The organism is Pseudomonadota bacterium (genome assembly GCA_022572885.1).
In the GTDB taxonomy this organism is placed as follows: Bacteria; Pseudomonadota; Gammaproteobacteria; order Steroidobacterales; family MnTg04; genus MnTg04.
On record JACZVC010000009.1, the window covers coordinates 15,638 to 38,119 of the forward strand.

Genomic DNA, 22,482 nt, shown 5'->3' on the forward strand with positions numbered 1-22,482 from the left:
GGCCCGCCCGCCAGCGTGATGAGATTTCCAGTGGGCGGGACGCAGATGCTTCTGTGGAGTCCCTCGGACTGTCGTTATTCTTTTTCTGCTGGCTTGAACAGGCCCGGGCTCCGGCCGCTCTCCGGAATGACATCAGGCGAGGTTCAGGAAACCATTATCCGGCATATTGGGTCAATTGAGTATCGGGCTTTGCCCAAAAAGGACCCGGGACGCCCGCCCCTCAACCCTTTCGGACCATAGTATTGCGTTGCAACAACCCTTTTACGGAGCCATCGATGGCGTTTTTCCGCAGTTTGTCGCAAAAGCGGGCGATCAGGCGCTTGCCAAATCACGTCCCAGCATTTATCAATAATGAACCACTCAGCAATCATGGAAGTTCTGATCTGTTCGCGGGCGCAAGATCCGAGTCCATGCACAGATCAGAGCTTCCTTAGCCGGCGGGGAAAACAAAATGAGCAGACAATGGTGGATCGTTCTGGCGTCACTTTTTTTAGTGGCTTGCGGTAACGGGGAGCAGGCTGCGCAAGCAACTGGTGAGGTGAGTTCTGCGATCGCCGAAATGGCGGACGCTGCGATTGCAACTCAGTCTCCTTATGAACTTGCGGTCGCTCATCCGTCCCGGCCGGAGGCGGACCGGCTACGGGACGGCGACAGGAAACCCGCGGAAATACTGGAATTCTTCAATGTGGCCGAAGGCATGCAGGTGCTCGATATGTTTTCCGGTGGCGGCTATTACACCGAAATTCTGGCTTACCTCGTCGGGCCAGAGGGAAAAGTGTATGCGCAGAATAACCAGGCGTATCTGGACTTCGCCAAAGACGAGTTGAAAACCAGATTTGCCGATCGAAGGCTTGCGAATGTAGAGCGGCTGAACATCGCGGTCGCCGATCTGGATTTGCCGGCCGATGCGATCGACGTGGCGTTGCTGATACTTTCATACCATGACCTTTATTATCGGCCCGAAGACGATTCTTGGCCCGAAATTGACGGGCCGGCGATGTTATCCGACATATATGACTCGCTCAAACCCGGTGGCGTACTCGGCGTCGTAGATCACAGTGCAAACCCTGGGGCTGACAAAATCGAAACGGCGACCGGCCTGCATCGCATCGCAATGATGGTAGTACGGTGTGAAATTGAAAGGGCTGGTTTCGCGTTTGCCGGCTCAACGGATTTGTTGCGCAACTCCCAGGACGATCTGAGTGCGCCCATGTTTGCCGAAGGCATACGCGGAAAAACCGACCGCTTTGTGCTGCGCTTTCACAAGCCGATCGGCGTTGGCGAGAAAGCTGCGCCAACGGCGCCTTGTGCGACTTGAAGGGCTAGGCGAGATAGCCGCCATCGACCGGTAAACAGACCCCGGTCACATATGAAGACGCCGGCGACACCAGGTATAGGACAGCGGTTGCTATTTCTTCCGGTTGCGCTATCCGGTTCATCGGAACCTGCTTCAAAAAGTCTTGCAGAATTTTTTCGTCCCGGGTCAGGGCGGCGGCGAAACGGGTGTCAGTCAGCCCCGGCAAAACAGCGTTGACGCGGATTCCATCGGCAGCAAATTCCCTGGCCATCGCCTTTGCCATCGACATCAGTGCGGCCTTGCTGATCGAGTAAATTCCCTGCCAGTGCCCGGCGCGTACGCCGTTCACTGACGAGACCAGGACAATATTTCCACCGCCCTTGTGCTGCATTTTCCTGGCGACTTCCCGCGCGAGATAAAAACTGCCGCGCAAATTAACCTCGATTACTTTGTCGACTGCGCTCATTTCAACTTCCAGCATCGGCCCGAAATACGGATTGGCGGCCGCGTTACTGAGCAAAATGTCAGGTGCGCCGGGCCCTTCTTCCATTGCCGCCAGCAAACGGTCTATCGCGTCCGTATCGCCGGCGTGGCTTGCGATGGGCGTGACCTGCCCGCCAGCGGCAAGAATCTTATTCGTGGTCTGTTGCAGGTTTTCCTGTTTACGGCTGGTAATGACGACATGTGCGCCATGTTCGGCCAGCAGCACCGCACAGGCCGCGCCGATGCCCCTGCTGGCGCCGGTAATCAACGCCGTCTTACCGGTCAAATCGAACAATGCAGAGCTCATCAAGGTCTCCTTTATAATGGGCAATGAAGCAACGGCGCAGTAGAATCAGGCGGCCAGTATCAACAGGAGAATAGCAGGATGTGGAACGGTGGCGCGAGGAGGGCATTGATTACCGGTGCGGCCAGCGGTCTGGGCAAAACGTTGGCCTTGCGTTTCGCTGTGGAGGGCTGGCGGGTTGCCGTCTGTGACCTGGATGAAAATCGGGTCCGCCAAACGGCGGAAGAAATCGACCACGCAGGCGGTACAGCTATGTCCTTGCGGGCGGATGTTACCAGTGAGCAGGAGATCGAACACCTTGCGGAGTCTGTTTCCGACCACTGGGGCGGCCTGGATGTGTTGGTGAATAATGCTGGCATTGCGACAGCGGGCCGCACCGATGAAACCTCGATGGAGGAATGGCGGCGTATTTTTGAGGTAAATTTTTTTGGTGTTCTGAGGACGACGCAAGCCATGCTTCCGCTGATTGCGCGGGGCGGACATATCATCAATGTTGCATCGTTTGCCGGTATCGCTGCGGCGCCGGGTCTGGTCGCCTACAACACGACGAAGGCGGCGGTTATTTCTTTTTCCGAGAGCCTGCGGGCTGAATTGGTGGAAAGAGATATTGGGGTCAGCGTTACTTGTCCGGCATTTTTCAAGACCCGGCTGATGGAAACTTCCGGCGTGCCGCACGATAAAGCGCGGGCAATGGTCGAGCGGCTAATGGAGCGCAGCAAGGTCACTGCCGATGACGTAGCGGAGCAGATGTTTGCATCGCTCAGAACCCGGCAGTTCATGCTGATCCCCCATATGGACGCTCGCTGGTATTGGCGGTGGAAAAGATTTTTCCCGGAATCCTATTTCAGGGGATTGGAAAGGATGGCCCGGCGCACGAGTCGCGCGGCTAAACACAAGCAGGCAAGGCAGGGTCAGGATGTCGGGTAAAGCGTTGGTTGTCGATGATTCGACCTCGGCACGGGCCGTCCTGACGCAACAGCTCAGGGATCAACAGATCGAGGTTGACGCTGTCGATTCAGGCGAGGCGGCGCTTCGGTACCTGGAACGGCAACACCCCGATGTTATTTTTATGGACCACCTTTTGCCCGGCATGGATGGCTTTGAAGCTCTGCGAGCAATAAAAGAGAACCCGGAGACTTGCAACATTCCGGTACTGATGTACACATCGAAGCGTGGCGAAGTCTATTTGAATCAGGTTCGCGAATTGGGCGCCGCGGGCGTTTTGCCGAAAGGAAACAAGCCGATTCAGGTTTCCAAAGTATTGCGTTCCCTGCGGCTCGCGTCACCCGGTGGCAGGGCAAGCGGTCCGGATAACGGCGATGTGGAGGCTGGTTGCGGGTCAGGAAATCCTGACTTGGTTTTGCAGGACATATGCGAGGGACTCCGCCGTCTGCAAGCCAGGCTCGGCGAATCGCAGGCCCTGGATGAAGTGGACGATGATTTTTCTATCCGCAGGCCGCGCGGGTGGGGCACGTGGCAGTGGGTGGTGGCTGCCCTGGCCATAATCTGCCTCGGTCTAGCTTACCAGTTCTCGAAATCGCGGGACCAGGTGGCGATGCTGCAATCCCAGGTGCAGTTACAGGAAACTGCGCTAAGGAGTCTGCGCGATGGCATGGCGCGTGACTTGTCACGGCTTAGCCGTGCGCTGGCCGGCGGCGAGGCTGAACCACCGTTCGCTACCGCTGCGGTTGTGGATCTGGAGGCCCTGGAATGGGCTTTGAACCTTGACCAGTGGGTGGACCCGGGTGACCGTCCGCTCGGAGACATCAGGCTGGCCACTGTTGAAGGTTTGCTGAAACGCCTGGATAAGCTTGGATTTGAAGGCGTGGTTACGCTGAATGTTCACAGTGGTATATTTTGCCAGAATCGGAAGCTTGGCCGGTGGGTAATTGCCGGGCCGGGCCAGATCGTCAGTCAGTGTGGTTACCTGGGCACGATGCAGGCGGATGAGCGCTCGCCTGCATTTTCCAGGTTTCTCAGTTCCAGCCCTATACTTGTCGATGGCCGTATTCGACTGGAAATAATCGCGCATGGCGACAGCAGTCCGCTGATGGCTTACCCGGTTGATGCTGCGTCCATAAGCGCCAATACCTGGAACGGCGTCGCGGCGCTGAACAATCGGGTCGAGACCAGGCTCCTGCAAACCAGCCAGGTTCAGCAATAAGCAAACGTCGGAGAAGGATATGAACAACAGGCAGTGGATGATTTACGGGGCGAACGGCTATACCGGCGAGTTGATTGCCCGCGAGGCGGTCAACCGGGGGAGCAAGCCGGTGCTTGCCGGGAGGTCGGCCGGGAAAATCGAGCCACTGGCCGCCGAATTGGGTCTGGACAGCCGAATTTTTTCGCTGACCGATCCGCAGGCGACCCGACAGGGCCTGTCCGGAATCGAATTGCTGGTGCATTGTGCCGGGCCATTTTCCGCGACCGCAAAACCGATGCTGGAAGCGTGCCTGGCCAACCGAACTCATTACCTGGATATCACCGGTGAAATCGATGTGTTCGACTATGCACATAGTCTGCATCAAAGAGCGGTCGATGCCGGCACCGTAGTGTGTCCCGGCGCCGGGTTTGATGTAGTCCCTACCGATTGTCTGGCCGCCGCACTCAGTGAAGCATTGCCCGATGCGACCCATTTGTCGCTGGGATTCGATTCCCGATCGGGCATGAGCCAGGGAACCGCCAAGACTTCCATCGAGGGCCTGGCCAAGGGTGGGCGAATCAGGGAGGAGGGTAAACTGCTTACCGTCGGTCTGGGTCACGAAAGCAGGCAAATAGATTTTGGCGATGGTGAAAAATGCGCCATGACCATACCCTGGGGAGATGTTGCGACCGCGCACTATTCCACCGGCATACCCAATATAAAAGTGTTTGTGCCCGCCTCCCCCCGGCTGGTAAAAAGACTGAGGATGATGGACAAAGTGCGGTTTCTTCTGGGGCTCGGCATAGTGCAGAATTTTCTGAAAAAGAAGGTGGAGAAAGGACATCGCGGACCAAGTGGCGAGCAACGCGACAATATACCCACTTTTGTCTGGGGCGAAGTCAGGAACGCAGCCGGCGACCGCCGAACCGGCAGAATCAAAACCGCAAACGGTTACGCATTGACGGTTACCGCAGCGCTTGCCCTGGTTGATATTGTGCTGGATGGCAGTTTTCCGGGGGGTTACTTCACACCATCGCTACTGGCGGGCAAAGCCCTGGTAGAGAATTTGCCAGGTTCCGGCAAAATAGAAATCACTTGATGTCGGCCGTAGCGCACCCATTTCCGTTCGCGCCGGATATCAGGCGCGCTTGACCAAAGGTTGGCAGAAATCATGGCAGAATTCCGGCCGGCAAAATTTTTGCGAAACGGTCATGCGCAATCGATACTTGGCGGCTTGAATATTCGTCAGCCGGTGGTTCGGTTTCGTGGCCGAAAAATGTTGCAGGCGTCACGGTCCATGTTGCTGGACTGTGGCGAGGGCGTTACCTGGCATGGTTATTACTCACCCCATCTGGAGGCGAAAAACGGTCCGCGAAGGCTGGCGATCCTGATTCACGGCTGGGAGGGAAGCGCCAATTCCCTGTACCTGATATCCGCCGCAGACTATTTGTACCGGCAGGGCTACGAGGTTTTCCGTCTCAATATGCGTGACCACGGGCCGACTCATCACCTGAATATCGAATTGTTTCACTCCGGCCGGATCATAGAGGCGGTCGGCGCGGTATCAAGATTGCAAAGGGTGTTTCCTGACCACGGACTTTACCTTGCCGGATTTTCACTTGGCGGTAATTTTTGTCTGAGGATCGCCGCAAGAGCGCCGGAGGCAAATATCGATCTAAAAAAAGTAGTCGCGGTCAGTCCGGTCCTTGAGCCGCGCCACACGTTGGAAGCGCTCGATAATGGTTTTTTCGGCTACAAAAGATATTTCGTCATCAAATGGCGCCGCTCGCTGAATATCAAGCAGAAACTGTTTCCGGATGTTTACGATTTTTCGACCATACCGTGGACGGATGGTCTGATGGAAATGACTGAAAGGTTTGTCGATGCGTACGCACCTTACCCGGATTTGCAAGCATACTTGTCTGATTATGCGATCACCGGCGACAAGCTCGATAGCCTGGCGGTTCCATCGACCCTGTTTTTGGCAAAAGATGACCCGATGATTCCGATTGGCGATCTCGATCGGGTAGCCAGGAGCGAAGCGTTGGACATCGTGGTAACCGATTTCGGCGGTCACTGCGGTTTTCTCGAGCGCCTGGATGGAAGCAGTTGGATCGATGGGCAAATCCACCGCAGATTCGCGGAAGTTACTTGAAAATGGTTGGTCTTGTCGCCCGGATCGCGCTGCTGGCGATCTTTCTCGATGCCGGCGGCAGCCGTGTTTTTGGCACGCAGCAGCAGGTCATGGAGTTCGTTGTCTATGGTTATCCTGACTGGCTGCGCATTACCACCGGTTTTATTCAGGTGGTTGGCGTCATTTTGCTGTGGTTTCGCCGAACGCGTTTGATCGGCGCGGTTATTGTTTTCCTGGTTATCATCGGCGCTACCTTCACATACTGGCGCTATGACGACGCGTTGGCCATGTTGTACCCAGCCGGGTGGCTGGTGTTGCTATTACTTGCGGCTTGGGCTGGCAAGGAAAGCGATGGCCGCACCCGGCCTGTCGAGTGAGTCGTGTCTTACTGTTCGTGGCGCCTTCTCGCCAGTCTATCCCGCGCCGCTATCTATATCCTTCAGGCCAAGAGTGATCGCTGCGACAATCAGAAGCGATCCTGATACGCGGTTCAGTCGGTTTGCCTTCTGTTTTCTGAAAAAACCGGAAAGCAATCTTGCGAAACCACCGTATGTCAACAATAAACATCCGTCTATCAGCAGGTATGTAGTGCTGAGGATGATAAATTGCTCCGCGATAGGTTGCTGTGGAACCAGAAATTGCGGGAAAAGGGCGGCGAAAAAAATGATCGCTTTCGGATTGGTCGCTGACGTAAAAAAACCCTGCCAGTACAGCGCTTGGCCGGAGCGTCCGGTGTCGCCAGACTGGTGCGAATTCGTCACCGGTTGGGAATCCAGGAACAACCTAATGCCCAGATAAACGAGGTAGGTGACGCCGGCCCATTTCACAATCCTGAAAAATGAGTAGGAAGCCTGGATCAGCGTGACCAGGCCGGCGGCGGCGACCCCCATCTGCAGCAGGTTGGCGGTCAGATCTCCGGCCATCGTTGCCAGGGACTTCCTGAATCCATGGGTCATGCTGTTCGACAGCATCAGGACCTGGCTGGGTCCCGGCGTGCTCATGAGGATCAATATCGTCGTTACATACGCGATCCACCACTGCAGCTGCATTTTAGGTTTTCAGCTTTATTCCGGATCAGAGCGTTTTTCGCTGAACGCGATGGGATCGCTGCGGCCGCTCACATTGACGCCGCCTTCGATAATCGCGCCCTCGGCGATGGCGATCGACGCGCCAGTCAGACTACCGGTAATCCTGGCGCTTGCAGCGACTTCAAGCTGACCTGAAGCCTGCACCTCGCCATTTACCTGACCGGCAATCACCACATTTTCAGCCCTGATGGTGCCGTTCCAGCGCCCATCGACGGCAATGGTCAGTGAGCCTTCGATCTTGCAGTCGCCTTCAACCTCTCCGCAAACGACAAAATGACCACGGCCACTAAACTGGCCGACAAAGCGTGTGCCTTCGCCCAGCAAGGTTGTGGAATCGTCGGCGCTATCCATAAAGCGACGAAATTTACCGGCCATCGTCATACTCCCTGTGTTTGTCTTTCGATCCTGGTTTTGGGGTTGGCGCCCCGTTGACTCATCGTGGCATTGTGCGCACATTGGGATGTGGAATCCAGTCTCGGCTTCCGCAGCGGTACGAGGAAACAACATGAGCTATGTCACTCACCTGCGTTGCCTGGGATGCGGAAAAGAGTATTCCGCCGACCGGGTCATGAACCTGTGCCCGGAGGACAATCTCCCGGTGCAGATGTGCTTCGATCTGGAGGCGCTGCGGAAAAAAGAGGCCAGCGATATAGCGTATCGCCCGGAGTTGAAAAATATGTGGCGTTTTGGCCGTCTGATGGCGCTGGATCCGGGGGATGCGGAAGACGCGAGTCATATTTTCTCTCTTGGCGAAGGATACACGCCGATTTACCGGTGGTCGGATTACCCCCTCGCAAAAAAGGGTGGCTTTGAATTGTGGCTGAAGGATGAGGGGCGTCCGGCACCGGGTTTTGGCGCAAACCCGACGGGTAGTTTCAAGGACCGGGGGATGGCTATGGTGGTTTCCATGGCGCGAAAGTTCGGGCTTGAAAAGCTTGCAGTCCCTACCCAGGGCAATGCCGGCGACTCGCTGGCGGAATACGCGGCGCAGGCCGGCTTGTCTGCCGCGATCGCGATGCCCAGTAACACGCCGATGCCGATTTTGGGCAAGGTTGCTGCATATAGTCAGCTCTACCCGGGGATCAGTATCGACGTGGTTGAGGGCACCATACGCGAGGCCGGGCTGCGGATTGAGGAAAAATACCTGTCCCAGGGGTATTTTTCGGTTGCCACTTTCCAGGAACCCGGTTGGCGTATCGATGGCAAAAAAAGCCTGGGCCTGGAACTGGCCGAGCCCGCCATACCGTTTAACCAGGGCAGTTGGCGAGTGCCCGATGTCATTGTCTATCCAACGGGTGGCGGTACCGGGATACTGGGGATGTGGAAAGCGTTCAACGAGTTGCGGGCGCTGGGTCTGACCGACGGTCCAATGCCGCGCATGATCGCTGTGCAGAGCGAGGCAACGGCTCCGCTGGTTCGGGCATTCGAAGCAGGTCTGGCAGACAGCGAGGTGGTGGAGGCGGGGGATACCATTGCTTACGGGCTCAACGTCCCGGGCGGGGTTGGCCATTTTGAGGTGTTGCGCATACTTCGGGAAAGTCAGGGTGCCGCGCTGGCTGTACCGGAGGTGGAAATCGGCGCAACCCTGGGCCGGGTTTACAAGAAGACCGGCTGGTGGATAGGCCCGGAAGGCGCCGCCTGCGTGGTGGCGATTTCGAGGCTGGTGGATCAGCAGCATATCCACCCAGGTGACCGCGTGGTCATCATCAATACCGGATCCTGGGAGAAATACCTGCCCGACATCCGGCACTTGCTTTAATTATTGGATGCAGGGTACAGCCTGGGCGATAGCAGCGGCGGGGTTTTGGGAAATTGCTACCTGCAAGTGACGTTGCCCGCGGTCGGGCGGAACTCCATTGTCAGACTGTGACAAAAATAGTCACCCAAACAGCCGATCAGAAATCTCTTAAGTTATTGTAAATTAACATAAAAGTGTTTTTGGCACGATGATTGCACATAATCCAGCAGGTTTAGAGACTGATGATGGAGATCGTAATGGGTGCCGAGGTCATAGGATTGCTGTTAGCAGACACGGATGTCGATTCACCAGACGATGATTTCACCTCAACGGCGACGCTGCTGGTCAGACGGTCAAATGGACGCATTGAGCTCAGAGAAGTGGAATCGGATGTCGACTACTTGAAACGATGGCCAACCACGGGCTGTTTCAGGAAAGGAAGGCCAATCACCGATCCTGACACCGGCAAAGTACTGGGTTACGAAATGGAACAAGTGGCTTTTGGCTAAGTCCGGAAGCGGTTCTTAAACACAGAATTTCGCTCTGGCGCCGCGGTCAGCTTCCCCCGCCGCGGCGTCTTTTTTTTCCTTTCCGGTGGGACCAATCGCCAGCCTGCCGCCGTCTATCAACCCAGGCCAACCAGGGTCAGCACGGCCAGGGTCAGGGTCGCCCCGGTCCACGCCAGCAACGCCAGTTTTTCCTGCCGTATGGAAACTTCCGAGGATACCTGCGCCGCTGCCAGAGCATGCATCAGGAAACTCGCGGCGAGCAAATCGGTATTTCCACCGGCCGCGAATACCACGATACCGATGACCAGCGCCAACCTGAACAAGGCTTTTCGCCCGCTGCCGGCCAGCAAGATGCCATAAATCCACACCAGCGCGCCGGTAAACGAAATAGCCGACAAGAGCTGTGTTTGTTCAGAAAGCGCCCAATTTGTCAGCAATGAAGCGATTACCGCGGTGATAATGCTACCGACAAGAACGGACCAGATTTCCAGTGCGCCGGGGCACAAACGGGTTGCCGATGTCTTGACGGCCGAAATCAGCCCGCCAATTTCATTCAATTTTTCTGTGTGCGTGTTATACATCCTGCCTCCCAACCATACTAACTAGTAGGTAAGTAAATAAGTCAAAAAAAATCAAAGCCCCAGATCGCAGCGGATTTGATCGATAACCTGGTCCACAACCTGCGGCCCCATTAGTCTGGCCAACTGCCCTGCGCCTTGTAAGGTGGCTTTTACCGACAACGCTTTTTGCTCAGCCGCGCAGTTAAACTGGAATTCTCCCTGTTCCCGCCCAAGTTCCATCACCCGGGTCAGGTATGCGAGAAGTTCGCGAGCGAGCGTAGTGGCTCGCGCCCGGATCTCGTCGGGCAGGGTATCCATGGCCACCGCAACGTTGGTCAGCGGGCACATGCAGCGTGCATCCAGAATTTCATGGCGAATAAAGGCCAGATAAGCTTCCAGTTGAAATCTGGCCGAACCGCCGTGCTTCATGAAATTGCTGGTCTCCGACTTGAGCAGGTCTCGGTAGCGCTCGATGACGGCACTGCAAAGATCGGATTTGGTGGAAAAATGATAGTGGATGGCCGCGTTCTTGATCCCCATAGGGACGGAAATATCCTTGAAACTAAAGCCGTTATAGCCCCTGCCCTGGAAAAGCATGGTTGCTCTTTTGAGTATGTGTTCGCGGGTCGAGGTTCGGGGTGTCGCCATTTTTCGCTCCATAGTTACTTACTTATAAGTCAGTATGGGATTCATGTCAAGTTCTTTGTCAAAATTGCCTTGTGAACGGGTGACCAACCGGCCAGATCGATACGCTGGAGCGCCGGTCCCGCTACCCGCCTGCGATCGGTGGCTACAGTTGGGCTAGATATCCAGCTTGGTGGGGAAAATGCTGTTGAGCCGATGAAATGTGCCGGTCATTTCGTCGAGGTTGACTTTCTGCCCGCTCGCTCTTTGATGGTTTTCCGCCAGTCCCAGGTACCTGTTCCAGCGTTTCAGCCATCCCGGTATCTGGTCGCCGGGCATGGGCCGGGCAATGAAGAATCCCTGCGCTTCGTCGCAGCCCATCGCCGACATCATTTCCCACTGGTCCTGGCTTTCGATGCCCTCGGCCACGACATACATCCCCATCTCATGGCCAAGTTCGACGCACATGGCGATGAATTGCCGGGTCTCTTGATCAATGGTTGCGCTTTGGATATGGCTCTTGTCCAGTTTCATCTCGCTGTATGGCATGCCTTGCAGCTTGGAAAAGTTGGAATGACCGGTGCCTACGTCGTCCAGCGCCAAGCCAAATCCCTTTGCGCTCAAGCCGTTCAGAATATCAAGCGCCGTGTCGGTGTCCTTGCTTTGCCAGGTTTCGGTAACTTCCAGCACAATCTTGTCCGCGGGCACATTAAACGCATTGGTGACGTCGTGGATCCGTTCGGGCAGATCCGGAACTTCAAGCGAGGCGCCTGAAATATTTATCGACATGCGCAAATCCAGCCCCAGCTCCCGCCACTGGGCGCTTTGCTTGAGGGCCGTTTTCAGCACGATATCGGTAATCCCGTGGATATGCTGGCCTTGCTCCGCCAGCGGAATAAAAGAGTCCGGCATCACCATGCCAAGTACCGGGTGAATCCAGCGTATCAGCGCTTCCACCGAGACGAACTCCAGCGTTCGAGTATCGATTTTCGGCTGGTAATGCATAACGAACTGGTTATCGCGGACGCCGATCGCCAGATCGGCATCGGATATCAACGGTTCAGTGGTATCGTCATTGCCGGTTATTTCTTGTTGGTCGTTTGCGGACACAAAAAGGCCTGTTTGGCACAAATCCCGCCCAGTGTAGTGTGACCCCACTATATTCAGTGTGTTGCGGTTCACAGTCTTGGCCTGACAGCTTGTTCCCAGGTCTGGATTTGCGGCTACCGGGCGGTAGAAACTGGGGATACAATGAACCGGAGGAAGTGCAAGGGGCAGGGTTATGGAAAATAGAATCAGCAATTTCACAGAATTTTACCCGTTTTATCTCGGCCAACACAGCAACAGGACCTGCAGGCGCCTGCATTTTGTCGGCACCAGCCTGGTCCTGATTATTTTTGTTTACGCTTTGCTTAAAGGCCCTCTTGCGTTGTTGTGGCTGATGCCGGTTTTTGGCTATGGCTTTGCCTGGGTCGGGCATTTTGTGTTCGAGAAAAACAAGCCGGCGACCTTTAAATATCCGTGGTACAGCCTGCTGGGAGATTTTGTCATGTACAAGGACATACTCACCGGGCGCATTCCGTTTTGATCGGCATTTTGTTCTTGTCAGTGCCGTCGGGGGGTGTGGTTTGAACCAGCCGGCGGAGGTACGTCTGCAACGATTGGCAGACGCCGGGCTGGCGGCAGTCTTGCAACGCTGCCGCAAGGGTGTCGAGAAAGAGGCGCTGCGAGTGCTCCCGGATGGCGCTCTGGCCATGACGCGCCATCCGCCGGCTTTGGGTTCCGCGCTGACCAACCGGTATATAACGACAGATTTCTCGGAGGCGCTGCTGGAGTTCGTAACGCCAGCCTATACCTCGACCTGGGAGACGCTGCAGTTTCTGTGTGATATCCACCAGTTTGTGTATCAGCAACTCGACGATGAGTTGTTGTGGGCGGCCAGCATGCCCTGTCTGATCGAAGCTGACGAGGCTATTCCGGTAGCACGTTACGGCGATTCAAACGTCGGCAAAATGAAGACGGTCTATCGGCTCGGTCTTGGCCACCGGTATGGCCGGATGATGCAGACGATTTCCGGCGTGCATTTCAACTTTTCCCTGCCTGAGGATTTCTGGGATCACTATCAGGAACTGGAGAAAGACACCGGCGGAAGCCAGGAATTTCGTTCGTCTTCTTATTTCGGATTATTGAGAAATGTCAGGCGAATGGGCTGGCTGGTGCTTTTCCTGTTCGGCAACTCGCCGGCAGTCTGCAGGTGTTTTGCAGACGGCACAAAGGCAGGCCTCGAGGTATTCGATAAGGGCACTTTTTTTATGCCTTATGCCACCTCGTTGAGAATGAGTGACCTGGGCTATAAAAACACCACCCAGGCCGCGCTGGATATTTCGCTGGATAATATCGATGCCTACGTGGAAACATTGCTGAAGGCGGTTACCACGCCCAGCCGCGATTTCCAGAAAATCGGTATCAAGGCCGATGGCGAGTACAGACAGATCAGCGCAAATATCCTGCAGGTGGAAAACGAATACTACGGATTGATTCGGCCAAAGCGCGTTACCCGATCGGGTGAAATGCCAAGCAGGGCCTTGAAACGCAGGGGCGTGGAATATGTAGAACTGCGGGCGCTGGATGTCAGCCTGGCAGACCCGACCGGGATAAACCAGAACCAGATGAGATTTTTGGAAGCATTCCTGATTTATTGCATGATCGAGGACAGTCCCCTGCTGGATGCCCGGGAAATTGCGGAAACGGAAAACAACCAGTTACTGGTGGCCCGCCAGGGACGAGAGCCCGGACTGACCTTGACCCGGCATCAGGAGCAGCACCTGCTGACGAACTGGGCGGATGAGATATGCGCCCACCTGGTTGCTATCTGCGATCTGCTGGACGATGGTACCGGTTCATCTTTGTATCGCGATGCGCTCGAGTTGCAGCGCGAAGCTATCCGTGATCCCGGGCTGACACCGTCGGCGGGCATTCTGGCGGAGATGAAAAGGTCCGGCGAATCCTTTTTTTCAATTGCCCGGCGAATATCGGAACAGCACCGGGATTACTTTTTGAGCCTGGGGAATGACGATTCTGCACGCCTGGAGTTCCTTGCCGCCGAGGCAGCCGCCTCCATCGAGCGACAAAAAGAAGTCGAGGCCAGCGACCGGATCAGCTTCGAAGCGTATTTGCAGAACTACTTCAGCCAGGCGGATCAACTCCTGTAACGCAGCTGCCGCCTTGTTTTGAGGCATCGTGCGTATGAATATTGAGGCACTACAAAATATTTGTTGGAACCTGTATACTCGCGAATTCTGAAAACCCGGGAAATTGGATTTCTGGCCAGGCCTTTTAGGGGCGCTGGCCAAAACTTTTTTGGCAGGAATCTTCGGTCAATTGCGGCATTTCAGCTATTGCCAATGTCGCCGGGGCAGAGTTTTTTTAAGGAGCAATTCAATGAAAACAAGATATTTACTGGTGGCGTTGGCTGCCGTCGCAATCTCCGGCTGCGCCACTGGCGCCAGCCCTGGACCGGCCCCGGTGCAGACGGCCCAGGCAGCGCCCACTTTTACCCAGGATGAAATAGATCAGATGAGCGCCGAAGAAAAAGTGGCGATCTACAACAGCCAGCAGGAAGAAAAGAATCAGATCATTTGCCGCAAGACGCAGGTTACCGGGTCTCACAGGAAAAGAACGGTTTGTCGCACTGCCGAACTGATTCGCCTGGAGCAGGAAGAGGCGAGACGGACGTTTGAAAACGTCCAGCGTGGCAATGCCGCAAGTGTCGGTGGTGATTAGCCGCTGTATTCAGGTCTGAAAAAGCCCGCATTGCGGGCTTTTTTTTGGTCGGCAGATATTCTTGATATTTTCAGATGAACGGCAATGGCGTGGCGTCTCGCAATATCCATTGTCGATGAATTTCCTGCAGTTTCCGGGTGAGCGGGCCGGGCACGGTCTCGCCGATCATCCGGCCGTCAATTCGGCGTACCGCGGTTAGTTCGCCCATGGTTCCGGTCGTGAACGATTCATCGGCCGTATAGAAATCCACCAGCGACAGATTTTTTTCCTCGCAGCGGATGCCTTCATGGGCCGCGATTTTCAGAATCAGCGCACGGGTAATTCCTGGCAGGCAGGCGTCCGCTAACGGCGTAAACAAGGTGGCTTGGCGAACCATAAATATATTCGTGTCGTTGGTTTCCGAAACGAAGCCGTTATCATCCAGCATCAGGGCGGCATCGGCGCCCGCGACATTGGCCTGTATTAGGGCAAGAATATTGTTGATCAGGTTGTTGTGGTGAATCTTGGAATCGACGAATTGCGGGCTGTTACGTCTGATTGCCGAGGTCACCAGGGACAACGGCTCCGGATATACCGGTGGCTTCCATTCGGCAAGTACGATCAGGCATGGCCCGGACTGGTTCAAACGCGGGTTCATGCCCGAAGTGATCTTGTTGCCGCGCGTCAGGGTCAGACGGATGTGAACTCCATCGGTCATCCCATTGGCCTCGAGCGTGGCGAATACGGCCGCCGCGATCCAGTCGCGGTCGGGGACCTGGTCGAAAGCCATGGCCCGGGCGGATGCGAAAAGCCGGTCTAGATGGGCATCGAATGCGCCAATATGCCCTTGGTATATCCGCAGTCCTTCCCAGACTGCGTCGCCGCCCTGGACCACGCTGTCAAAAACCGAGACCCGGGCTTGGTCGCGATGCACCAGGCCTTCGCCTACCCAGACCTGGATATCGAGGTTGCGCGGATCGGGCATTGCGGCCTTTTTCATCGACTGTCTCCGTCTGGCTGATCCGCTCTCAAGGCGTACTTATACATATGCTGATAATAGGGCCGGCACTGTTCCAGCAGTGGCTCCAGGTGGTCCGGGAACGGTTCGGTTTTCGGCCGGTATGGCGAAAATCCGGTCGACTGGTGGACCCGATAATACCAGTGCCGGGCCCATACGCCATCTTCCGTTCGTGGGCCCGGTGGCCAGCTCAGCATGCTTTCAGCAAACGGTATGGCAAGCTTTTGGCAAACCTTGGCGAGAACCGCACGAGGGTTTTTCAGCAGCTCCCGCGAATCGAGAACAATCGCTTGTTGCCCGAATTCGCCGAGACGTTCAAGCAGCTCGCATTGGGTTGCCAGTCCGGTATCGGCGAGACCGGCCTCCGGTAACTGGATAGCCAGCGACGGTAACATCTCGACTGGATCGCGGATCAACAAGACATTGATGGTTTGCTGGAGAAAAGAAAAGTCCAGGTCGACTAGGTGGTGCGCCATTTGCTTCATAAAAAGGATTGGCCGGTCATGCGGTCGCTCGATAAGTCGTTTCATGACCCGATCCCCATCGGTATCCATGGCCGACAACACTGCTTCACGGCCGGGGTGATTTGCGCCAGTTACCCGCAGGTAATGACCATAAAGTGGTTCGTCCACGATCCGCGTGTCATTCCGCTGCCCGAAACTGTACATCAAGGCGGTCGAAACGTTGCGCGGCCCGGACCAAAGGCATATGTGTCTGGTCAGTCTGGCCCGCATATTTCACCTGCTTGTTTCTTTTGTGGTCAGCAAATAACCTGCCAAATATGTCAGAAACCATCATTTCCAGCCAGCGGCATTTGTTTTCTATTCCCAGGGACCTGGCGTATTTCAACTGTGCCTATCTGTCGCCGCAATTGAACAGCGCGAGCCAGGCCGCGGCTGCAGGCGCAAAAATCAAACAAAGCCCCTGGAATATTTCGTCTGACGATTTTTTCGATGGCCCGGAAAAAGCGCGGAGCCTGTTTGCCGATATCGTGGGTTGTGCGGCCGAAAATATTGCCTTGGTTCCATCGGTCAGTTATGGGGTAGCAATCGTTGGAAAAAACCTGCGGCCAGACCCCGGTCAGCGCATCGTCATGCTGGCGGAGCAGTTTCCCTCGAATGTTTATTCCTGGCTCTCGCTTGCCCGTGAGCGAGACCTGGTCATTGATTTCGTGCAAAAGACGGAGGGCCGCAACTGGTCCGAGTCCGTCCTGGAATCTCTGGACGAACCCGCCGCCCTGATCGCGTTGCCAAACGTTCACTGGACCGATGGCTCTTTGATCGACCTGGTCCCGATAGCGAAGCGATGTCGTGAGATGGGCGCGAAGCTGGTTCTCGACCTGACCCAGTCGATCGGCGTCATGCGAGTGGATATTGCGGAGCTTGATCCCGACTTTATTTTTTGCGCGGCTTACAAATGGTTGTTGTGTCCCTATGGGTCCGGTTTTGTTTATGCAGCTCCCAGGTGGCACCACGCCAGACCCCTGGAGGAAGCATGGATAAACCGGGCCGGTAGCGAGAACTTTGCCGGCCTGGTTAATTATCGTGACCATTACCAGGCCGGCGCCCGGCGGTTCGATGCGGGTGGTCGGGGCCAGTTCCAGCAATGGCCGGTCGTTATCGAGACATTGGGGCAGATACTGGAATGGGGCGTAGACAATATCGCCAGGACCGTGTCACTGACCAGCGCAAAAATCGCCGCCGGGGCTGCCGGGCTCGGCCTGGAAGTGCCCGAACCGCACGCGCCGCATTTGCTGGGAATACGCCTGGCCGGTGGCCCACCCGCCGATTTGCTCGGGAAACTGCGCGCCGATGGCGTTTACCTCAGCCAGCGCGGCAGCCGGTTGCGAATCGCATCCTATCTTTACAATGACGATGAAGATGTGGAGCGCTTGCTCGCCGCCCTGAAAAGACACCTGCAAACGAAATAGCCGGCCTAATCGGTCTCCGCCGTTTCGTCGTACAGCAAAATATTGACTTTCCCGGAGGTGTCGATCGATGCCCGGTACATGCCCACGGTATTGAATGGCATGCTGATATTTCCATGCCGGTCCATCGCGATGACGCCGCCATCGCCTTTCAGCGCAACAAGTTTTTCGAATATGACCTCTCGGGCAGCGTCATCTACGGTCATGCCTTTGTACTCGACCAGTGCGCTGATGTCATGAGCCACCGTTCCGCGGATAAAAAACTCGCCGGTGCCGGTAGCCGAAACGGCAACACTCCGGTTATTCGCATAGGTTCCCGAACCGATGATCGGGCTGTCGCCGATACGGCCGTATCGTTTTCCCGTGGTGCCACCGGTCGATGTGCCGGCGACGAGGTTTCCTCTGCGATCCAGCGCGACCGCACCGACCGTGCCGATGCCGTATTGCGGCTCGGCGGCTGCCAATTCCCGGTTGTCCTTGAGATCCTGTAATTGCTGCCAGCGGCGCTCGGTAAAAAAGTATTCATCGGGCACTTTTTCCATGCCCTGCTCGGTGGCAAATTCCACAGCACCATCACCGGAAAGAAAAACGTGTTTGGAGTTTTGCATGACCAGCCGCGCCAGCACGATCGGGTTGGCTATGTTGGTAACCCCGGAAATGGCGCCGGCATCCAGCGATGCCCCATCCATTAACGCCGCATCCATTTCGTTTTTGCCGTCCCAGGTAAAGACCGATCCTTTGCCGGCGTTAAAGTGCGGCGAATTTTCCAGGATTTTTATCGCGGAAATTACGGCATCCATGCTGTCGCCGTCATTTTTCAGGACCTGGTAAGCGGCGTTGACGGCCTCGAGGAGGCTTTCCCGAATCGCCTGCTCCTGTTCCACGGTAACCGTGGCACGGGATATGGTTCCGGCGCCGCCGTGAATTGCTATCGCTATGGGTGAGTCCGCTGTTGCTGTCATGCCTGCAAAAACCAGTATGGTGGCAGATATCGTCAGAAGGGGGCCTGGCTTCATATCCGGGTACCGCAAAACGTCGAAGGTCTTATTATGCCTTTATGCGGGCAAGTTTTGCATTGCCTGGCGACTTCTGCTTGTGCTCAGCAAAAACAGCAGCCCGAGCAACCAGAGGTCTGGCGACCCGCCGCCACCGCCGGTATTGGTGGGCGCGTTTTGCAAAGTGAGGGTCTGGCTGACCAGATTATTGCCGGAATCGGTATCAGCATCTCCCACGACGATAGTGCGGGCCGTGGCCGATATCGAAAAACTACCGGCGTTCAGCGCATTAAAAGACAGGGTAACGGTTTGCGTGCCGGTCAGATCGGTGGCCGTACAGGTCGCTATGCGTTGGGTGAATGTGCAGCTACCGGTATCGGCAGTCACCGAGTTGAACGATACGCCGGTGCCGCCCGCGACAATTTCGATTTCCGGTTGCGAGGCCGCGTCGGGGCCGAGATTTTCCATGGTGACTGTAAAACTGCCGCTTTGCCCGACCTGCACACCGACCGGCAAGGTACCGATTGCGGCTCGCAGATCCACCAGCCGGTTGGCGACCTGGACAGTCGCATTGCCGTTGTTGTCGCTTAGGTCCGGGTCTGCGAGATCGCTGCTGATCGTCGCGGTGACCGTTGCAGCACCGATCGAGGCTGCCGCATCGACTAGCTGGATTATGCTTTGTTGCGCACCCGATGCCAGTGTGGCCAAAAGGCAAGTCAGCATTCGACCGTCGGGGGTCATGCACGCCGGGTTGAGTTGGCCCGGCGTCACCGTCAGCAAGGCGCCGAGGTCGATGAACAGCTGGGTGTCGGTTGCCGCCTGGGGGCCGTTATTCACCGCCGAAACGGTGACAGTGGTGCTTGCGGCGCTGCGGATGAATGCATCCGCAGCCATGACCGACACCGAAAGATCCGCAGCCGGCAGAATCTCGATGACGCCGCTTTGCATGTTGTTGCCGGGGTCGGGGTCGTTGTCCGAGTTCACCATCGCGCCGACATTGAACAAAGCCGGTGTTGTGCCGGTGATCGCTACGGTCAGGGTCGCCGAGCCGCCCGCGTCCAGTTGCGGTGCCTGGCAGACGACCGGGCTGACCGGGGCCGAGCAACTGAAGCCCGGCATACGAATATTGCCAATACCCAGCCCGGTGTCCACGGTCAGGGTAACCGTCACGTTGCTGGCGGCGACCTGTCCCAGGTTATCGACCCGGAGCGCATAATCGAAAGCCGGCCCGGCCAGCGCGCTGACATTGGTGTCGGCAATCGAAACCGCCATGTCCGCCGGACCCAGCAGGGTCAGGCATGACACGCGCGCCACTTCAGCCAGGATTTCCTGGATGCTGCAGGCGGAAAAGACGGTACTGGCATTGAACTGGGACGCCATCAGGAACGTATTGTCGGGAGTGCCGCCGCAGGCTTCATTGGTATCGCCGTCGTGGGGCGCGTTGAAATTGTGGCCGATCTCATGGGCGGTGACCAGGTAATTGGGGCTGGGGCCGAGGATCGCCTGGGTCAGCGATACGCCGAACCTGGCATCGCACACGCCCGGTCGAAAGGCAATGCCTACCGTGTTGACATCAAGGTTCACGCCGGTAAACAAATGAACGATGCCCAGCGGCCGCAGTAAGGTATCGCCAAACTTGTAGTCCGAGACATCGTCAATCAGTTGCGAGGCGTCGCTGGTGGCAGCAAAGGTTGTGCCAAACGGGTCGTTCGCCGCGACATCGAACACTCGCAATTCCGCCAGGTTGATCTGTATGCCGAGCTGGCTGTCGAATATCCCATCGACGCTGTTGACCCGGTCGATAAGCCCGCTCTCTGCAATACTGCCGAGCGCGTTGGCGTACTCGAAGTCGCCCAGTGCGGCGATATCCAGCCGAAAGTGGTCGACGCCGCCATGGAGCATGGTTTTTTCCCTGAGTTCGGCGGTGACAAAGCCCAGTTGTCGCTCGGCGTTCAATTCTTCCAGGCGCGGGTGCGCGCGCACGATATCGCGGTAAAGGTTTTCGGTGTCGGCCCAGCGGAATATGACGGGGCCGTAAGTCTGGATTACCGCAGGCGTGGGGCTGGACAAGGCCACTTCGTACCCCGGCCCGACCGCAAACATTTCCTGTCCATCCCAGATCAGCCCGCGTATTTCGCCCGCGCTGCGCGTCAGTCGCACCCAGGAGCCGGGTACCTGGTCCAGGTGGCCGCGAAGGATTTCCATGCCCTGCAGGATTTCGGTGCGCCGGTTTTCCGGCAGGCCGGCCAATAGCCTGTTGTTTTCTTGCAGGCGCAGATTAAAATCGCGCCCGAGCGCCTGAAAGCGGATCGATCGACCTGCCAGCGCGGCCGGTTCCCGCAGCCCCGGTGAGATTACCGGTTCGTGGTGTAAAACCCGGAAGCTGCCCTCATCGGCAGCGCGGCCGGCGGCAAAACTGTTCGCTGCAATCAGCAGAATGGCGCCGCACAGGGCGGCCAGTCGAAGTTTGATCATCGTATGTCAGAATCCAAATATAGTTGAACTATCGCCTGAGCCAGGTGAACCAGTAAACCACCGAAGTCACAATTACGGCAAAATTTGGGCCTCGGAAGCTTTCCCGGCCATCATTGAATATATTCGACCGCGAATCCCGGCGAATTATTCGATTTTTTGGCGTTATTTGGGCCTTATTTCAAGCGGACGATCCACTTTCTGATCAGCAGCGGCGCCGGGTTCGATGTGGAAACGGCGAGCATCCGGCTGAGAATGCCGTGGGCCGAGGTCGAACGGCTGGCTGGACCGCGCTCCAGTTCGGCAACCGGGCCGGGGGCGAGTAGCTTGCGGTGACCGCGCGGCGGCCACCACCCAGCTAAGCTGCAGGCTGCCTGCACGCCGGGCGGTATCCGGCCCCCCTGGCCTGTTCATACAGCTTGATGGCTTGCGGCATCCTTTGCCGAAGTTGCCGGATACGGGTCTCGCTGGCCGGGTGGGTCGATAGAAACTCGGGTGGCCTGCTACCGGCGGTGGCGCCCATGTTTTGCCAAAGCCGGATGCTTTGCCGCGGATCAAAACCGGCCTTCGCCATCAGGTCCAGGCCGATCAGGTCTGCCTCGCTTTCCTGGGTGCGGCCAAACGGCAACAGAATTCCGACCTGTGTGCCTACGCCCAGCATGGCCATGACGTTGCTCCGGGTCTCCGCCGAGCCGCCGGCCATCGCCGCAATCAGCTGGCTTCCGCTTTGTGCGAGGTAGCCAGTAGAGACGCGTTCATTGGCGTGACGAGCCTGGACATGGGCGATTTCGTGACCGATGACCGTGGCCAGCTGGTCCTGGTTTTCTGTCACCTTCAGCAAGCCGGTGAATACGCCAATTTTCCTTCCGGGCAGGGCAAAGGCGTTCGCCTGATCTTGTCTGAAAACTCGCACCTCCCAGCCAAGGGAATCCGCATTTCCACCCGGTTGCTGCAGCAATGAATCAGCGACGCACTGCACATAGCTGCGGATAACGGGATCCTCTTCGGGCGGGGTCCGGGTCTGGATTTCCTGGAAGGCCAGCACGCCCATCCGGTTCATTTGCGAATCCGGAAAAAAAACCAGCTGAGTGCGGCCAAGCGGCGAAGTGGCGCAACCACCCAAAACAATGAGGACTGCACACAAAGTTGCCATGCCATATCGATTCACGCTTTGCATGGCCCATGGTAACCGGCGCAGCTACGCTTTTGAACAAGGCCCGCTGGAAATGAGCGCGACCGGTTCACCATCGGGTATAAAATGCGAGCATTCACCAGCAATAATGATTTTTGCTGGCAAGTGCGTAAGCAAGCCGTACAATAAGCGGGTCTGGCAAGACAAGAAGTCGCAGATTCCGGTCAGAATAGTTCTGCACGGATTTTAATCGGCGCGGGAAATGGATTTTAGCTGGCATTCCTTCTATGGAAATC

General features: G+C 56.5%; 23 protein-coding genes. 12 read left to right on the top strand and 11 right to left on the bottom strand.

Going from position 1 to position 22,482, the window contains the following annotated elements:
* Window positions 1-451 precede the first annotated feature (451 nt).
* The gene (locus IIA05_04800; protein ID MCH9026421.1) at window positions 452-1,318 is read left to right on the top strand and encodes a class I SAM-dependent methyltransferase; all 867 of its coding nucleotides are present in this window, start codon (window positions 452-454) and stop codon (window positions 1,316-1,318) included.
* 4 nt (window positions 1,319-1,322) lie between these two features.
* On the opposite strand, the gene IIA05_04805 is transcribed toward IIA05_04800, so the two are convergent.
* A complete protein-coding gene (locus tag IIA05_04805; GenBank protein ID MCH9026422.1) occupies window positions 1,323-2,090 on the bottom strand; it encodes a glucose 1-dehydrogenase in 768 nt (255 codons plus the stop codon).
* A 75-nt stretch (window positions 2,091-2,165) separates the two neighbouring features.
* Here IIA05_04805 and IIA05_04810 point away from each other — a divergent pair, with 75 nt between their 5' ends.
* The 5 genes from IIA05_04810 to IIA05_04830 all read left to right on the top strand — a co-directional run bounded on the left by IIA05_04810 (window position 2,166) and on the right by IIA05_04830 (window position 6,738).
* Complete coding sequence (locus IIA05_04810) at window positions 2,166-3,011, top strand: SDR family oxidoreductase (protein ID MCH9026423.1); 846 nt, start codon at window positions 2,166-2,168, stop codon at window positions 3,009-3,011.
* Entirely contained in the window at window positions 3,001-4,248 is a 1,248-nt protein-coding gene (locus tag IIA05_04815; GenBank protein MCH9026424.1) for a response regulator, read from the top strand. The genes IIA05_04810 and IIA05_04815 overlap by 11 nt, the downstream gene beginning before the upstream one ends.
* A gap of 37 nt (window positions 4,249-4,285) precedes the next feature.
* Complete coding sequence (locus IIA05_04820; GenBank protein ID MCH9026425.1) at window positions 4,286-5,326, top strand: saccharopine dehydrogenase NADP-binding domain-containing protein; 1,041 nt, start codon at window positions 4,286-4,288, stop codon at window positions 5,324-5,326.
* Between the two features lie 72 nt (window positions 5,327-5,398).
* A complete protein-coding gene (locus tag IIA05_04825; GenBank protein MCH9026426.1) occupies window positions 5,399-6,382 on the top strand; it encodes an alpha/beta fold hydrolase in 984 nt (327 codons plus the stop codon).
* A 2-nt stretch (window positions 6,383-6,384) separates the two neighbouring features.
* On the top strand, window positions 6,385-6,738 hold the full coding sequence (locus IIA05_04830) for a DoxX family protein (GenBank protein ID MCH9026427.1): 354 nt from the start codon (window positions 6,385-6,387) through the stop codon (window positions 6,736-6,738).
* A gap of 36 nt (window positions 6,739-6,774) precedes the next feature.
* Here IIA05_04830 and IIA05_04835 read toward each other — a convergent pair whose 3' ends face one another.
* Entirely contained in the window at window positions 6,775-7,410 is a 636-nt protein-coding gene (locus tag IIA05_04835; protein MCH9026428.1) for a LysE family transporter, read from the bottom strand.
* A 15-nt stretch (window positions 7,411-7,425) separates the two neighbouring features.
* On the bottom strand, window positions 7,426-7,824 hold the full coding sequence (locus IIA05_04840) for a polymer-forming cytoskeletal protein (protein MCH9026429.1): 399 nt from the start codon (window positions 7,822-7,824) through the stop codon (window positions 7,426-7,428).
* 130 nt (window positions 7,825-7,954) lie between these two features.
* Here IIA05_04840 and IIA05_04845 point away from each other — a divergent pair, with 130 nt between their 5' ends.
* Both IIA05_04845 and IIA05_04850 read left to right on the top strand, forming a co-directional pair.
* Complete coding sequence (locus tag IIA05_04845; protein ID MCH9026430.1) at window positions 7,955-9,208, top strand: threonine synthase; 1,254 nt, start codon at window positions 7,955-7,957, stop codon at window positions 9,206-9,208.
* Window positions 9,209-9,429: 221 nt separating this feature from the next.
* Window positions 9,430-9,696: a hypothetical protein gene (locus IIA05_04850; protein MCH9026431.1), complete on the top strand. Its 267-nt coding sequence runs from the start codon at window positions 9,430-9,432 to the stop codon at window positions 9,694-9,696.
* 116 nt (window positions 9,697-9,812) lie between these two features.
* On the opposite strand, the gene IIA05_04855 is transcribed toward IIA05_04850, so the two are convergent.
* The 3 genes from IIA05_04855 to IIA05_04865 all read right to left on the bottom strand — a co-directional run bounded on the left by IIA05_04855 (window position 9,813) and on the right by IIA05_04865 (window position 11,990).
* Entirely contained in the window at window positions 9,813-10,277 is a 465-nt protein-coding gene (locus IIA05_04855) for a hypothetical protein (protein ID MCH9026432.1), read from the bottom strand.
* A gap of 51 nt (window positions 10,278-10,328) precedes the next feature.
* Complete coding sequence (locus IIA05_04860) at window positions 10,329-10,904, bottom strand: TetR/AcrR family transcriptional regulator (protein MCH9026433.1); 576 nt, start codon at window positions 10,902-10,904, stop codon at window positions 10,329-10,331.
* 153 nt (window positions 10,905-11,057) lie between these two features.
* On the bottom strand, window positions 11,058-11,990 hold the full coding sequence (locus IIA05_04865; protein ID MCH9026434.1) for an EAL domain-containing protein: 933 nt from the start codon (window positions 11,988-11,990) through the stop codon (window positions 11,058-11,060).
* A gap of 172 nt (window positions 11,991-12,162) precedes the next feature.
* Here IIA05_04865 and IIA05_04870 point away from each other — a divergent pair, with 172 nt between their 5' ends.
* From IIA05_04870 to IIA05_04880, 3 genes are all read left to right on the top strand, one after another.
* Window positions 12,163-12,468, top strand: a complete 306-nt coding sequence (locus IIA05_04870; GenBank protein MCH9026435.1) for a DUF962 domain-containing protein — start codon at window positions 12,163-12,165, stop codon at window positions 12,466-12,468.
* A gap of 40 nt (window positions 12,469-12,508) precedes the next feature.
* Entirely contained in the window at window positions 12,509-14,092 is a 1,584-nt protein-coding gene (locus tag IIA05_04875; protein ID MCH9026436.1) for a glutamate--cysteine ligase, read from the top strand.
* A 229-nt stretch (window positions 14,093-14,321) separates the two neighbouring features.
* Entirely contained in the window at window positions 14,322-14,663 is a 342-nt protein-coding gene (locus IIA05_04880; protein ID MCH9026437.1) for a hypothetical protein, read from the top strand.
* A gap of 70 nt (window positions 14,664-14,733) precedes the next feature.
* On the opposite strand, the gene IIA05_04885 is transcribed toward IIA05_04880, so the two are convergent.
* Window positions 14,734-15,627 carry an aminotransferase class IV gene (locus IIA05_04885; protein MCH9026438.1) on the bottom strand — a complete coding sequence of 298 codons (894 nt, stop codon included), beginning with the start codon at window positions 15,625-15,627 and terminating at the stop codon, window positions 14,734-14,736.
* 11 nt (window positions 15,628-15,638) lie between these two features.
* Window positions 15,639-16,382: a sulfotransferase family protein gene (locus IIA05_04890; GenBank protein ID MCH9026439.1), complete on the bottom strand. Its 744-nt coding sequence runs from the start codon at window positions 16,380-16,382 to the stop codon at window positions 15,639-15,641.
* 59 nt (window positions 16,383-16,441) lie between these two features.
* Here IIA05_04890 and IIA05_04895 point away from each other — a divergent pair, with 59 nt between their 5' ends.
* The gene (locus IIA05_04895; protein MCH9026440.1) at window positions 16,442-17,590 is read left to right on the top strand and encodes an aminotransferase class V-fold PLP-dependent enzyme; all 1,149 of its coding nucleotides are present in this window, start codon (window positions 16,442-16,444) and stop codon (window positions 17,588-17,590) included.
* Between the two features lie 5 nt (window positions 17,591-17,595).
* Here the strand turns inward: IIA05_04895 and IIA05_04900 are convergent, their stop codons facing one another.
* The 3 genes from IIA05_04900 to IIA05_04910 form a co-directional block, all read right to left on the bottom strand.
* A complete protein-coding gene (locus tag IIA05_04900; protein ID MCH9026441.1) occupies window positions 17,596-18,603 on the bottom strand; it encodes an isoaspartyl peptidase/L-asparaginase in 1,008 nt (335 codons plus the stop codon).
* Between the two features lie 39 nt (window positions 18,604-18,642).
* On the bottom strand, window positions 18,643-21,057 hold the full coding sequence (locus tag IIA05_04905) for a hypothetical protein (protein ID MCH9026442.1): 2,415 nt from the start codon (window positions 21,055-21,057) through the stop codon (window positions 18,643-18,645).
* 355 nt (window positions 21,058-21,412) lie between these two features.
* Window positions 21,413-22,207: a M48 family metallopeptidase gene (locus tag IIA05_04910; GenBank protein MCH9026443.1), complete on the bottom strand. Its 795-nt coding sequence runs from the start codon at window positions 22,205-22,207 to the stop codon at window positions 21,413-21,415.
* Window positions 22,208-22,482: the final 275 nt, after the last annotated feature.

What these genes read in the sequence shown, in the direction of transcription:
- IIA05_04905 (MCH9026442.1), bottom strand. Translation starts at nt 21,057, where the DNA reads ATGATCAAACTTCGACTGGCCGCCCTGTGCGGCGCCATTCTGCTGATT.
- IIA05_04830 (MCH9026427.1), top strand. Translation starts at nt 6,385, where the DNA reads ATGGTTGGTCTTGTCGCCCGGATCGCGCTGCTGGCGATCTTTCTCGAT.
- IIA05_04840 (MCH9026429.1), bottom strand. Translation starts at nt 7,824, where the DNA reads ATGGCCGGTAAATTTCGTCGCTTTATGGATAGCGCCGACGATTCCACA.
- IIA05_04855 (MCH9026432.1), bottom strand. Translation starts at nt 10,277, where the DNA reads ATGTATAACACGCACACAGAAAAATTGAATGAAATTGGCGGGCTGATT.
- IIA05_04835 (MCH9026428.1), bottom strand. Translation starts at nt 7,410, where the DNA reads ATGCAGCTGCAGTGGTGGATCGCGTATGTAACGACGATATTGATCCTC.
- IIA05_04845 (MCH9026430.1), top strand. Translation starts at nt 7,955, where the DNA reads ATGAGCTATGTCACTCACCTGCGTTGCCTGGGATGCGGAAAAGAGTAT.
- IIA05_04900 (MCH9026441.1), bottom strand. Translation starts at nt 18,603, where the DNA reads ATGAAGCCAGGCCCCCTTCTGACGATATCTGCCACCATACTGGTTTTT.
- IIA05_04885 (MCH9026438.1), bottom strand. Translation starts at nt 15,627, where the DNA reads ATGCCCGATCCGCGCAACCTCGATATCCAGGTCTGGGTAGGCGAAGGC.
- IIA05_04810 (MCH9026423.1), top strand. Translation starts at nt 2,166, where the DNA reads ATGTGGAACGGTGGCGCGAGGAGGGCATTGATTACCGGTGCGGCCAGC.
- IIA05_04870 (MCH9026435.1), top strand. Translation starts at nt 12,163, where the DNA reads ATGGAAAATAGAATCAGCAATTTCACAGAATTTTACCCGTTTTATCTC.
- IIA05_04800 (MCH9026421.1), top strand. Translation starts at nt 452, where the DNA reads ATGAGCAGACAATGGTGGATCGTTCTGGCGTCACTTTTTTTAGTGGCT.
- IIA05_04895 (MCH9026440.1), top strand. Translation starts at nt 16,442, where the DNA reads ATGTCAGAAACCATCATTTCCAGCCAGCGGCATTTGTTTTCTATTCCC.
- IIA05_04880 (MCH9026437.1), top strand. Translation starts at nt 14,322, where the DNA reads ATGAAAACAAGATATTTACTGGTGGCGTTGGCTGCCGTCGCAATCTCC.
- IIA05_04825 (MCH9026426.1), top strand. Translation starts at nt 5,399, where the DNA reads ATGGCAGAATTCCGGCCGGCAAAATTTTTGCGAAACGGTCATGCGCAA.
- IIA05_04815 (MCH9026424.1), top strand. Translation starts at nt 3,001, where the DNA reads ATGTCGGGTAAAGCGTTGGTTGTCGATGATTCGACCTCGGCACGGGCC.
- IIA05_04850 (MCH9026431.1), top strand. Translation starts at nt 9,430, where the DNA reads ATGATGGAGATCGTAATGGGTGCCGAGGTCATAGGATTGCTGTTAGCA.
- IIA05_04910 (MCH9026443.1), bottom strand. Translation starts at nt 22,207, where the DNA reads ATGGCAACTTTGTGTGCAGTCCTCATTGTTTTGGGTGGTTGCGCCACT.
- IIA05_04860 (MCH9026433.1), bottom strand. Translation starts at nt 10,904, where the DNA reads ATGGCGACACCCCGAACCTCGACCCGCGAACACATACTCAAAAGAGCA.
- IIA05_04820 (MCH9026425.1), top strand. Translation starts at nt 4,286, where the DNA reads ATGATTTACGGGGCGAACGGCTATACCGGCGAGTTGATTGCCCGCGAG.